This is a genomic window from Novispirillum itersonii subsp. itersonii ATCC 12639 (genome assembly GCF_000381985.1).
GTDB lineage: Bacteria > Pseudomonadota > Alphaproteobacteria > Rhodospirillales > Rhodospirillaceae > Novispirillum > Novispirillum itersonii.
In genome coordinates this window covers 518,013-529,391 of sequence record NZ_KB907338.1, presented here as the reverse complement: position 1 = coordinate 529,391, position 11,379 = coordinate 518,013, and the positions used below count along the sequence as shown (strand labels likewise).

Annotated in this window: 11 protein-coding genes; 3 read left to right on the top strand and 8 right to left on the bottom strand. The window is 64.5% G+C overall.

Going from position 1 to position 11,379, the window contains the following annotated elements; translation table 11 throughout:
• Positions 1 to 84: 84 nt before the first annotated feature.
• From G365_RS22750 to G365_RS0105700, 4 genes are all read right to left on the bottom strand, one after another.
• Positions 85 to 777: a hypothetical protein gene (locus tag G365_RS22750; RefSeq protein WP_019644549.1), complete on the bottom strand. Its 693-nt coding sequence runs from the start codon at positions 775 to 777 to the stop codon at positions 85 to 87.
• Positions 770 to 1,063, bottom strand: a complete 294-nt coding sequence (locus tag G365_RS0105710) for a Bbp19 family protein (RefSeq protein WP_019644548.1) — start codon at positions 1,061 to 1,063, stop codon at positions 770 to 772. Before G365_RS0105710 ends, G365_RS22750 begins: the two co-directional genes overlap by 8 nt.
• Before the next feature lie 627 nt (positions 1,064 to 1,690).
• Positions 1,691 to 3,355: a portal protein gene (locus tag G365_RS20500; protein ID WP_019644547.1), complete on the bottom strand. Its 1,665-nt coding sequence runs from the start codon at positions 3,353 to 3,355 to the stop codon at positions 1,691 to 1,693.
• 5 nt (positions 3,356 to 3,360) lie between these two features.
• Positions 3,361 to 3,579: a hypothetical protein gene (locus G365_RS0105700; RefSeq protein WP_245554699.1), complete on the bottom strand. Its 219-nt coding sequence runs from the start codon at positions 3,577 to 3,579 to the stop codon at positions 3,361 to 3,363.
• 976 nt (positions 3,580 to 4,555) lie between these two features.
• Here G365_RS0105700 and G365_RS0105695 point away from each other — a divergent pair.
• Complete coding sequence (locus G365_RS0105695) at positions 4,556 to 4,747, top strand: hypothetical protein (protein WP_019644545.1); 192 nt, start codon at positions 4,556 to 4,558, stop codon at positions 4,745 to 4,747.
• Between the two features lie 107 nt (positions 4,748 to 4,854).
• On the opposite strand, the gene G365_RS0105690 is transcribed toward G365_RS0105695, so the two are convergent.
• Positions 4,855 to 5,217, bottom strand: coding sequence for a GIY-YIG nuclease family protein (locus tag G365_RS0105690; protein ID WP_019644544.1), 363 nt, complete (start codon positions 5,215 to 5,217; stop codon positions 4,855 to 4,857).
• Positions 5,218 to 5,330: 113 nt separating this feature from the next.
• On the opposite strand from G365_RS0105690, the gene G365_RS0105685 reads away from it, so the two are divergent.
• Positions 5,331 to 5,882: a DUF2239 family protein gene (locus G365_RS0105685; RefSeq protein ID WP_019644543.1), complete on the top strand. Its 552-nt coding sequence runs from the start codon at positions 5,331 to 5,333 to the stop codon at positions 5,880 to 5,882.
• A gap of 438 nt (positions 5,883 to 6,320) precedes the next feature.
• Here the strand turns inward: G365_RS0105685 and G365_RS0105680 are convergent, their stop codons facing one another.
• Positions 6,321 to 7,283 (bottom strand): dihydrodipicolinate synthase family protein, encoded by a 963-nt coding sequence (locus G365_RS0105680; RefSeq protein ID WP_019644542.1) that lies wholly within the window; start codon positions 7,281 to 7,283, stop codon positions 6,321 to 6,323.
• A gap of 482 nt (positions 7,284 to 7,765) precedes the next feature.
• On the opposite strand from G365_RS0105680, the gene G365_RS0105675 reads away from it, so the two are divergent.
• A complete protein-coding gene (locus G365_RS0105675; RefSeq protein WP_155976130.1) occupies positions 7,766 to 8,845 on the top strand; it encodes a hypothetical protein in 1,080 nt (359 codons plus the stop codon).
• 231 nt (positions 8,846 to 9,076) lie between these two features.
• Here G365_RS0105675 and G365_RS0105670 read toward each other — a convergent pair whose 3' ends face one another.
• Together G365_RS0105670 and G365_RS0105665 are read right to left on the bottom strand one after the other, a co-directional pair.
• Complete coding sequence (locus tag G365_RS0105670) at positions 9,077 to 9,964, bottom strand: LysR family transcriptional regulator (RefSeq protein ID WP_019644540.1); 888 nt, start codon at positions 9,962 to 9,964, stop codon at positions 9,077 to 9,079.
• Complete coding sequence (locus G365_RS0105665; protein ID WP_019644539.1) at positions 9,961 to 10,953, bottom strand: YeiH family protein; 993 nt, start codon at positions 10,951 to 10,953, stop codon at positions 9,961 to 9,963. The genes G365_RS0105670 and G365_RS0105665 overlap by 4 nt, the downstream gene beginning before the upstream one ends.
• Positions 10,954 to 11,379: the final 426 nt, after the last annotated feature.

Below are 11,379 nucleotides of genomic sequence, written 5' to 3'. Positions count from 1 at the left end.
TGGGCACGTGAGGCAAGGGCGCGGATGCGCCCGCCCGCCGCCTGAGGGGCCGAACATAAAAAGGCCCCCCCTAAAAACACAAAACTACCTCCCGAAAACCTCCCGGGCGTAAAAGTCAGCCGTGCTCATCGCTTCCGGCGGGGTCGCCCCCGGCTGTACCGGGCCGGGCTCCGACAGGGTGCGGCCAATGCGGTAGGCCAGCCGGATCATTTCCGGGTGATTGCCCAGCCCGGTCTGGTCCAGCAGGGCCCGCAGTTCCGGCGTCGCGAAGGAGGCAAGGCCCCGGTCCGCCACCGCCAGCGCGGTCTGGAACCCGGCACCGCCGAATTCCGGGTCGCGGCGGGCTTCCTCCGCCCACTGCCGCGACTGACCGGCGTGGGCGGCAGCTTCCTGCCGGGCCTGTTCCGCCCGCAGGTCAACCAATTGCTGGGCCTGCGCCTGCGTCAGCCCCAGACCGGCGGCAACACTGCGGAACCGGCCCAGCAGGCCATCATCCACCGTCATCCCGTCCGGCAGGGTAAAGGCCTGATAGGACTCAGCCGTCACAGCCCCGGCAGGCGGGGATGCCGCAGCCGGTCCGTGGCCTGCCTCAGACGCGGCAGAATCAGATCCGGCGGCAGGCCGAGACGGCGCAGCAGCACCGCCGACGGCAGACGCACCCGGGGCGGAGACGGGGCCGGGCCCGGCATCCGGGGTTTGGGAAAGCGGGGCCGGGGCCGGTGTGGCGGCGGCGGCGGGGCTGGCGGCGGTGACAGCATGGGTCAGATCCTCAGGCATGGATGGCTCCCTGTTCGGTGGCGTAGTCAGTCAACAGAACGGCGGCGGTGGCGGCATCGGCGGCCAGCGCTTCGGCCAGCAGCCACAGCCCCAGCCAGCGCCCGCCCTGCCGGAAGCTGGTGGCATCGGCGGTGTCACCGACCCCCAGCGTCAGCGGCCCGGCGGTGCGCAGCACACGGCGCAGCACCCGCCGCCCTTCCGGCAGGGCCAGCACGGCGCGCAGGTCTTCCAGATCCCGCCGCCGCAATTCATCCTCATCCGTTACAAACTCTTTCGAATTATCCATTTTGGTTATTTTCCTTTTGTGTTTGTCCCTTGTTTGTTCGGCCCCTCAGGCGGCGGGCGCGTCAGTCGCTGCGCTCCTTATTATGTTTGTCCCTCAAGCGCCGGGCGCGGGCGTCCGCCCGCTTGGCTTACGTGCCCACGTGGGCACGGGCCCTCAATGGGCCAGTCGGTACGGCTCTGCCGTACCTCCGTCTTTTTGGTCCCTCACACGCCGGGCGCGTCAGTCGCTGCGCTCCTTATTATGTTTGTCCCTCACACGCCGGGCGCGGGCCTCCGCCCGCTTGGCTTACGTGCCCACGTGGGCACGGGCCCTCAATGGGCCAGTCGGTACGGCTCTGCCGTACCTCCGTTTGTTCGGCCCCTCACACGCCGGGCGCGTCAGTCGCTGCGCTCCTTATTATGTTTGTCCCTCAAGCGCCGGGCGCGGGCGTCCGCCCGCTTGGCTTACGTGCCCACGTGGGCACGGGCCCTCAATGGGCCAGTCGGTACGGCTCTGCCGTACCTCCGTCTTTTTGGTCCCTCACACGCCGGGCGCGGGCCTCCGCCCGCTTGGCTTACGCGCGAATGGTCGCGCGGGGCCTCAATGGCCCAGTCGGTACGGCTTTGCCGTATCTCCGTTATCCCGGTGTTACACCAGCCCCGCCGCTTTTGCCGCGTCGGCCCCGGTGCGGGCGATGGCCGCGACCTGCCCCAGTGTTTCCAGCTGCTGGCGGGCCAGATCCTGTTCTGACCGCTCCGCCCGCAGGCCCGCCACCGCCGCATCAGGGCGGACCAGCCGCACCGGGGCCCCCACCGCATCGGCGAACTCATCAACCGCCTGATCGGCGTCAAACTTATCGCGCACCTGCGGGTATGCCCCGGCCAGCGTGCCGACAAAGGCCGCCACCCGTTCAATACCGCCCACCGCCACCGCCTTCTGGGCATCGGCAAGCACCGAGATGTAGTCCACCCGCAGCGGCAGGCCGCGCAGCTCCGGCGGGGGCAGTGGCAGAAGCGCACTGTCAGACCCGCGCTGCCAGTCCGGCAGCGACTGCCGCACCATAATGCGGAACACCCGTTCCACCAGCGGGTCGAGCAGGTCATGATGCAGCCGTTCCAGCACCGGGCCGAGCATCAGCAGCTTTTCCTGCCGCCGGGCGTCAATCTCGGTGGCGGTGACGGTGGCGCGGTCAAGGTCAGAGACCATCAGCCACACATCTTCGTAACAGGCCCGGCGGATGCGCTGGCGCACAAACTCCATCGACTGCTGCAATTCCACCGTGCGCGGCTGCACGTCGTACAGCGACCGCACCCCGGCGGCCCCGCCCTGAAGGCTGTCAACAAAGTTGACCCCTCCCGGCAGGGCATTGACGGGAATACCGCGCAGCGACGACGGCGCCACCAGCGGCGGATTGACCATCTTCGCCACCGCCTGCGCATAGGCCCGCTCCATCGCCTGAAGCTGGCGCACGTCGCCCAGCGCCGACAGCAGCGGCGACCAGCCGTAGACATCGCCGGTCCCGGCCACCCCCCAGCGCGGGCACAGGGCGGGAAACGTCTCGTACCCCCCCTGCCGCAGCAGGCGGTCACGCTCCCCCGCCGTTTCAAACCACACCTCGCGGAAGCGCCGGGCCGCCGGATCACGGCCAAAGGCGGGGTCAGGCTCGATCACCTGCACCACCCGCACCGGGGCTTCCAGCCGCCCGGCCTCGTGCTGGCGGCGCACGGCGGCGCTGACCGCAGCGGCCCCAAACTCTTCCACCACCTGCGCCACCGTCATTTCGCAGTCGCGGTACAGGGTGTTGACCCGCCCCGCCGCATCCTGCGCCAGACAGTATTCGCCGATGGTCAGGGTCTGGGCGGTGACGACCGTGCCCTCGGGGTCGGGGTCTTCATGCACCACCATCACCGCCGGGCCGAAGGCCGCCATCTCTTCATACAGCGCCGCCAGCGCGTTATACAGGTTGGACCGGGCAAACACCGCCCGCAGCATGCGTTCGGCATCATTCAGCCACAGCTTGACGGCGGCATTGTCGGTCAGCCGGGGATCAGGCACCCCAAGGCGGAACCAGGGCCGCGCCGGAGACGTCACCCCGGCCATCAGCCCGCTGGCCAGCACCCGGTGCGCCAGCGTGGCGGTGTTATCCAGAATGCGGTCGGTGGTGATGGTGCGGGCCTTGCCCCCGGCCTCACCGGGAAAACGGCCATGCCACGGCAGCACAAAATCACGCACCGCCTGCCACGGGGCCAGATAGGGCGTACGCTCCGCCGTCAGCGCCGACAGCCGCCGCAGATAGGGGGCCTTGACGTCCATGACGCTTACGCCCCCAGCAGGGTTTTGCGGGCCAGATCAGCGGCGGCGGTCAGGCCCTGCCCGCCGGTCAGCAGGGTGCCGCCCCGGCTGGCCCCGGCCAGCGCCGCCTGACGGCGCAGACTGTCTGAGGCCTGCTGCACCTGCGTGTCAGCCTGCTTGACCGGCTCCTTCGCCGGTTCAGGCGTGGGGGCGGCGGTGGGAACAGACGGGCTTCCTCCGGCCATGCACATGGATGGTCCTCCTGCGGGCTAGCCCGCCCCGATCGGGGGCAGGCAGATGACTTGCGGTGGAGTGACCATACCAACGCCCGCAAAAAAGCAGCAATCGGCGCGAATTACCGTCAAGGGGGCGGGATGGGGGAGGAGAACAGAAGGTTGAAAGACAACCGGCCACAGCCTGCGGAGAGGCGCTCTTCCGACATTGATCGTAGGACAGCCCTCCTGACCAATTATATGGCGAACTCAGCACGGAGACAAATCAACCAAAGCGATCAGCCCCTGACTGCCGCGCCATTCGCTTGCTTTTCGGGGTCCTTTCCGGGGCACTGTGGGCCGACAGCCAAAATCCCGCCGCTGCGCCGCAACGACCATTTGATGGAAAGACCACAAAATGAATGTATAAATATTATAACCTCTCTAACTCCCCGGAATCCCTGCTTTCTTTCCTCTGCTGGGCTCAACGATTCTCTGTCAGCCCCGGCGTAGTTTCAGGCCGTGCCCCGTTCAACGGAGCCCGACAGACAATCCGCTGATTTTATGCCCCACGAACGAAATATTGGTTTTTTCCAGACAGACACATTGAAATATTCTTTCAAAACACAGGCGAATTTCGCGCCCCCGCCACGGCTCCCCTAACACTAACCGCTTAAACCCGCACAGGAAATTAACCCTTCATTGACATATTGCGCCGCAGAAAAACCCATGCCACTATGCGTGTCCGCTTCAGTACCGGGCGCGGCAAGAACATGAATTAAGAGGAAAGCACTTCTGAAATCGTAGAGACGATTCCATCAGAGTCTTTCAAGCCCGGGTCATTGTGATGCTTTGTCTGCAAGGTGTGGCCCCGGTTTTATCCGTGGGCCTCTGCGCTACAGTCTTGTCTGCATTCTGTTCTTTAACTTCTGCCCAAAGGCATTGTCAAACGAGGCAACACCGGCCGCGAAGGCCTACGGTATGCCTGAAAACAACCGGAGGAAACATCATGCTGCCCCAGAACAAGCGGACCGTGCGGGAACGTCTGAGCTCTGTCCGTCAGAACCTGACCGAGGCCACCAAGCTCCTGCGCTCGTTCAACCAGCTCTGTAAAACGATTGTGATCAGCATCAGCCTTGTCACCTCCGCCAGCCTCTTCGCACTGAACTACTACGAGAAAATCGTTCAGTTGCTGGCGTAAAGGACGCCTGTCGACCGGGGGCATCCTTCCGCTGTCGACATCACCTCTGGGCTTACCGCCCCCTTCCGGGTCTCCGGGAGGGGGCTTTTTATTCCCTGAGCGCCCCCCTACACCCCCATCGCCCCGCGCTGCGCCTGCCAGTCGGCGGCGCGGGCGGTCAGCCACTGGCGCAGGCGGCGGGGGTCGGGTTCCGGGGTGTCTTCCGGGCGGGTTTCCAGCACGGTGAAGGTGAAAGCCGCCTCGCCGTGCTGCTGCCAGGCCGCCTGCAACGCTGCCATCCCCGCCCCGGTCACCCGCCCGCCGCCACCAAGGCGCAGGGTAAACCACAGCCGGTTGCGGATCGTCCGCACATCCGGCGCACCGCCGATCCAGCACTGGCCGCTGGCGGTGCAGGTCACGGCATAAACGCCCGCCTGCTGGGGTCGTTCGCGGTATGCCGCCACGGCGGCGTCACGGTGTTGCTGGGTCATCGGGGCCTCTGCCGTCCGGAGTACAGGATCGGCGCAGATTATTACCCGGATGATATTGACGCAAGGATTTTATCCGGGTAATAAATCCATCCCCATCCCGGAAGGATTCCGCCATGACCACCACCTACACCGCCTTTGCCGGTCATCGCCGCCTGTGCCACGGCCCGCTGGCCGACGTGACCGCCGCCGTGCTGGCGGCGCAGGCAACCCCGCACAGCGGCGCGGTGCTGATGTTCAACGATGCCACCGGCCAGCAGACCGACCCCGATGCCCGCCCGGCCTCTTCCCTTACGGCTTCCCCGGCCCCCGCCCCCGAAGACAGCACCCCGAAAGGCCGGGGCCGGCCAAAACTGGGCGTCATCGGGCGCGAAGTCACCCTATTGCCCCGCCATTGGGACTGGCTGGCGACCCAGCCGGGCGGCGCATCGGTCGCCCTGCGCCGCCTGATTGACGACGCCCGCCGCGCCGAGGCCACCACCGCGCCCTCCGCCCGCCAGCGGCAGGACGCCGCCTACCGCTTCCTTCAGGCCATCGCCGGGGATCTGCCGGGCTACGAAGAGGCCCTGCGCGCCCTGTTCGCCGGGGATCTCTCCGGCTTTTCCGCCTGCATCGCCGACTGGCCGCACGACCTGCGCACCTATGCCGAACGGCTGGCAGCGCCGTAAAAGCCCACACCGGTCTGTTTTCGTGGGCTGCCGCCCACACCGGTCTGTCTCTGTGGGCTGCCGCCCACACCGGTCTGTCTCTGTGGGCTGCCGCCCACACCCGCGCGGGGCCACAGGCCCCACACCCCTTTCCCATATCGGGCAAAGCCCGAGGGCGGGGCCACAGGCCCCACACCCCTGCCTATCATACCCAAAAAATGGGATGAAAGGGCCCCCGGCCCTTTCCGGGCCAGCGGGCAGAGCCCGCACCCTTTACGTCTTTGGGCAGAGCCCGCACCCTTTACGTCTTTGGGCAGAGCCCGCACCCTTTACGTCTTTGGGCAGACGCCGTGGCGCGCAGAACAGCAAAACCCCCGCCCAAGCCACCTTGAGCGGGGGTCTGCCTGCCATCCCGGCCTGCCATACCGCCGGAGCGGGACAGGCCGGAACAGAAAAGCGTTACGCCTTATAGGTCTGCACCGCGCCGGGCAGCTTCGACCATTCGGCATACCAGGCGTCGAACAGCTTAAGCTGGGCTTCGGCAAAGCCGCGCTGGCTGGCGGTCAGGGCGTCGGTCTCGTTGAAGTGCAGGGTGTATTCCGGGTTGCCCTTCAGCACCATCAGATGCTTGAAGTACAGCACCAGATCCGGGCCTTCGTCGAAAGTGGACAGCACCTTCAGCGCCGCTTCCAGTTCCAGCGCGCGCTGGCGGGCCTCAACATCGCCCTTGGCGGCGGCGTTGGACAGGGCGACCATGTGCAGCACTTCCTTCGGCAGCACACAGCCGATGCCGGTGATGGCGCCGGTGGCCCCGCAGTTGACGATACCGTGGAACACGCAGGTATCGACCCCGACCATCAGGGCGACGGTGTCGTCGGCGCGGGTGATGGTTTCCGCCGCGTAAGACATATCCGCCGGGCCGCCGAATTCCTTAAAGCCGACAAGGTTCGGGTGTTCGGCGCGCAGGGCGAAGAACAGGTCGGCGCGGGTGGCAAAGCCATAGTACGGGCTGTTGTAGATCACCGCCGGAAGCTGCGGGGCCGCCGCCAGAATGGCCTTGAAGTGGTGGCGCTGCGCGGTCAGCGACGGGCCGCGCGACAGCACGCGCGGGATCACCATCAGACCGGCGGCACCGACCCTGGCGGCATGGGCGGCATGTTCCACCGCCTTGGCGGTGTTGACGGCCCCGGTGCCGACGATCACCGGCACCCCGGCCTTGACCAGACGTTCCACGCCTTCCATGCGCTGTTCATCGGTCAGCAGCGGCCAGTCGCCCATCGACCCGCAGTAAATCACCGCCGACATCCCGGCGGCGATCAGCTCCTGCCCCTTGCGCACCAGCGCGTCAAAATCGGGGGTGCGGTCGGCTTTGCACGGGGTCATCAGGGCGGGCATGGTGCCGGAGAAAACTTTTGCGTTCATGGCGGTATCGGTCCTGTGGTCTGCGTTGGCGTTTCATTCCGGGGCGGAGGATATCAGAAATTGGATATCGGATACAATCTTTCTGACCCCACCGCGTTGAGGATGATCTTACGCTTTGTATTCTTTTTGTCGACAGGAATTTTCGGCAAAAAAAAGAGCCATCCTTTTCAACCGGATGGCTCACAAGACACCTGCATACCCCAATTTTCCACCCCCCCTGTCGCCCTTCCGCTCATTCAAGAGCTGCCTCAACACCCTGAATGCAGCCCAGCATAAAGTCATGCAAGAACTGAAACATCTGCAAAAACACCCTGAGAGTGTTTTCTCTCTGGGAATGTTCTGGATAATTTTCAGAAACCGGGAAGACCGAGGCAGCATCCAAGACCACCCTAACACCCTAAAAATACACTTTTTTATGATTAAGAGGATACCGCCAAAGTAGAAAATCTGATATGAACACCACGTCAAACCCAGAGGTGAACATGTCGGTCAAGCTCATCGCTATAGTTGTCCTGTCATCCCTTCTGGGCCGTCCACCTGAGATCGTAGAAAAATCACAAAAGCGGCTGAGTCTGTTTGATGCCGCATTGGTAAAATCTGCCGAATTTCTGGATAAACCGCACGTTCTACACCCGGCGCAGTGGCCTAAGGAAGTATGGAGAACTGTTCCCAATACTGTGATCAAATACTTAGACGGAGTCTGTACAGAAATTAGCCAGGCTGTGGCGATCAAAGAAAATGGGGCTTTCAGCGCTCTAGCGGTGGTCTGGCGGTGTGATTATTACACCGACGTACTCCACATATATCGCCTGAAGGAAGGGCGCCTAGAGTTAATCCTAGATAATCCAGATGGTCTCATCACCATCGAATCTCTAACTGGGGAGGACATCTTCCCCGATCATGCCCCGGCCTTCGTTGTGGATTACAAATCCGGCGGCAGCGGCTATGAAGGCTATAGACAGGATCTCTTCCGGGTTGAAGATTTGAATAGTGACCCAGTATTACCATACATTGCCGATTTGATAGAAATGAAGAATGGTCAGCTGATGGCCTACTCCATTGATCACCGCCTGGCTGGTTTTTTTGACGGTCATTACAAATCCGGTCCCGATATCGATATCATCAAAGCGTGGCGGAACGGGCGCCTCGAGGACGCCTGCAAATCTTACCCTGATTCTATCGCGAGCGGGATCGCTGACAGGGAGGATTCTCTCGCCGAAAACAGTGGTATTTATACGGTGATGGAAGTAGGCGTCACAAACACCTTAAATCTTCTGCAGATAGGGCGTCGTGCAGAAGGGGTGGCTAGGTATAAAAAACTGTTGAAAGACATTAAAGAGTATGAGGACGCGGAAGCGGAAAACGGGACGACACCGCATTTTCTCCTAGAGGTACACGCCGCTTTCTCTGAAGTCGTCATGCGGGCGGCACAGGCAAAGACAGAGGAATGCCCCGTGACGGCCGTCGCACTCCCAATGGATATGAATACTGACTCGATGCGGTTTAACCCCACGACGTTTGACCCGACGATAATCCAGCGCATGAAAAACTTTCGGCCATAGGCCATAAATTAACAACATTTCCCGCCGAAAGGTCGCCGTTGCGATCCAAACGTCCTAAACGATCACCCTCTTGAAGCAGCCTCACAAGCTGCCGAAGTCGATCTTGTGATAATGCCCCCCGATCCCGTTCAGTCTCATGCTGCTACAGGCAAAAAAAGGGGATGGTGCTGGCGGCTGCCATAAAGCGTGTGGCAGCCAGCCTTAGGGGCAGGGAGAACTATCGGCCTCCTCCTACTCCTCCCCCTTCGCCAGATACTGGGTAAAGGCGCGTTCCGCCGCGCCGGGGGTGCGGTCAAGGTGGCGGATCAGCACAAAATGGCGGTGCGGCAGGTCAAAGCGCGGGGCGTGCAGCCGCCCTGCCTTCAGGGCGTCGGCCACCACGTGGCGCGATACGATGGCGGCGCAGGTGCCTTCCGCCAGCGCGGCGCGGATCGCCGCCCCCGACGGCAGGGTCAGGCGCACCGTCACCGCCTTATCGTCGATCCCCGCCTGCCGCAGCGCATCGAAAAAGGCTTCCCGCGTGCCCGATCCGCTTTCGCGCATCAGCCACGGGGTGTCGGTCACTTCCTGCGCCAGCACATGCTCGCGGCTCCACCAGCGGTGGCCGGGGCCGACCACCAGCACCAGCTGGTCGCGCACCAGAATGGTCTGGGCCAGCCGGGCATCGTCCACCCGACCTTCCACGATGCCGACATCCGCCGTGCCCGCCAGCACCGCGGCCACCACGGCGGCGGTGTTGCCGACCTCCAGCCCCAGCGACAGGCCGGGATAGGCCGAGGCAAACCGCGTCAGCCGGGCCGGAAGCCACCATGACCCCACCGTCTCGCTGGCCGCCACCGTCAGGCTGCCGCGTTGCAGGCCAGACAGTTCATCCAGCATCTGTTCCGCCTGTTTCACCCGGCGCAGGATCACCCGCGCCTCGGTCACCAGCAGGGCCCCGGCTTCGGTCAGCGCCACCCGGCGGCCAAGGCGGTGGAACAGTCTGACCTGCCGCGCCTCCTCCAGCGCCGCAACGGCGGCGGAGACGGCGGGCTGGGTCAGGTGCAGGGCCTCCGCCGCCCGCGTAAAGTGCAGGTGGTCAGCAACGGCCAGAAAAATGCGGAGCTGCTCAAACGTCATACGCTCAGAAAACCCCGGATCAGGCCAAAGCTGAAGAGGAAAATCACCAGCGTCGCAATCAGCCCCAGCGCCACCGGCCGCCAGCCCGCCTGCCGCAGCGGCCCCAGCGCGGTGGAAACCCCCAGCGCCGCCAGCGCCGTGGTCAGCAGCGCCAGACTCACCGGGCGGGCCAGCGCCTGCACCGCAGGCGGCACCAGACCAAAGCTGGCCAGCCCCATAAAGCCGACAAACACCAGCAGAAACAGCGGCGGCGTGCCGCGCTTTCCGTCCCCCAGCAGCGCCACCACCGGCACCAGCAGGGCCACCCGTTCCAGTTTGGCAATCGTGCCGAAGTCAGCCGCCACCGGCCCCTGCTGCACCGCCGCGCCCACCGCGTGCGCCACCTCGTGCAGGCTGGCCCCGGCCCACAGCCCGGCCTGTACCGCCGACAGGTGCAGCCACCCCGACAGCGCCGGATGCAGCATCATCCCCACCGACCCGAACAGCGTGACAATGGCAATCGCCACCGCCGCATGGCTGGCCGTCGCCTCATCCTGCTGATGGCGCGCCGCCACCGCCAGCACCGCCGATGCCCCGCACACCGCCGTACCCGCCGCGATCAGCCGGGTCAGGCCCGGCGGCACCTTCAGCCAGCGCCCGGCCAGCAGGGTCACTGCCAGCGTCACCGCCAGCGTCGCCGCCACCGCCGCCACCCCGCCCCAGCCGATGCGGGCGGCATCCTGCACCGTCACCCCCAGCCCCAGCACCGCCACCCCGGCCCGCAGGGTAAAGCGCCCCCAGCCCGGCAGGCCCGGCAGCGCGCCCGCCCCCGGCCAGCGCCAGCGCACCAGCAGCCCCAAAATCAGCGCCAGCGCCAGCGGCCCGCCGATAAACAGCCCGGCGGCGGTGGCGGCGGCATTGCCCGCCAGCGCCAGCCCGCCAAGGGCCAGCGCCAGCAGCCAGCCGGTGCGGTCAGCAACAAACGGGGGGATCACAGACAGCGGCAGCATGATCGGGGTCATCCTTATTGTGTCGGCGCTGACGGAAAAACCGCCCGCTTTCAACACCCTGATCCTGCGCCGCCGCCGTCAATCATTCCAACTGATAGGAATGATGCTTTTGATAAACTCAATTTATCAATGTTATCCACAATCGAGTCACAGCCGATTCACAGGATGACGCACAGCGCTTTGCCCCTGACAGCGGAACAGCGGGGGAACAAAGCGGCGGTTCCGACTCCTGATCCCTACGGCTCCGACTCGGATGTCACTTTTCTCCGTCACGGGAAAAAGTGTTGCACACCCGCAACACAGCCCCCATACCCGGTGTTTACCGGAATCTGTTGACACTAAATTTAGTGCCACAGTCATCCACAGGCGGCCAAAAACAGCGACTCGGGCTAATCCGCTGATTCCACAGATTCTTGACGCGCGACT

Coding starts and splice junctions, on each gene's coding strand:
- G365_RS22750 (WP_019644549.1), bottom strand. CDS start 777: ATGCCTGAGGATCTGACCCATGCTGTCACCGCCGCCAGCCCCGCCGCC.
- G365_RS0105710 (WP_019644548.1), bottom strand. CDS start 1,063: ATGGATAATTCGAAAGAGTTTGTAACGGATGAGGATGAATTGCGGCGG.
- G365_RS20500 (WP_019644547.1), bottom strand. CDS start 3,355: ATGGACGTCAAGGCCCCCTATCTGCGGCGGCTGTCGGCGCTGACGGCG.
- G365_RS0105700 (WP_245554699.1), bottom strand. CDS start 3,579: ATGGCCGGAGGAAGCCCGTCTGTTCCCACCGCCGCCCCCACGCCTGAA.
- G365_RS0105695 (WP_019644545.1), top strand. CDS start 4,556: ATGCTGCCCCAGAACAAGCGGACCGTGCGGGAACGTCTGAGCTCTGTC.
- G365_RS0105690 (WP_019644544.1), bottom strand. CDS start 5,217: ATGACCCAGCAACACCGTGACGCCGCCGTGGCGGCATACCGCGAACGA.
- G365_RS0105685 (WP_019644543.1), top strand. CDS start 5,331: ATGACCACCACCTACACCGCCTTTGCCGGTCATCGCCGCCTGTGCCAC.
- G365_RS0105680 (WP_019644542.1), bottom strand. CDS start 7,283: ATGAACGCAAAAGTTTTCTCCGGCACCATGCCCGCCCTGATGACCCCG.
- G365_RS0105675 (WP_155976130.1), top strand. CDS start 7,766: ATGTCGGTCAAGCTCATCGCTATAGTTGTCCTGTCATCCCTTCTGGGC.
- G365_RS0105670 (WP_019644540.1), bottom strand. CDS start 9,964: ATGACGTTTGAGCAGCTCCGCATTTTTCTGGCCGTTGCTGACCACCTG.
- G365_RS0105665 (WP_019644539.1), bottom strand. CDS start 10,953: ATGCTGCCGCTGTCTGTGATCCCCCCGTTTGTTGCTGACCGCACCGGC.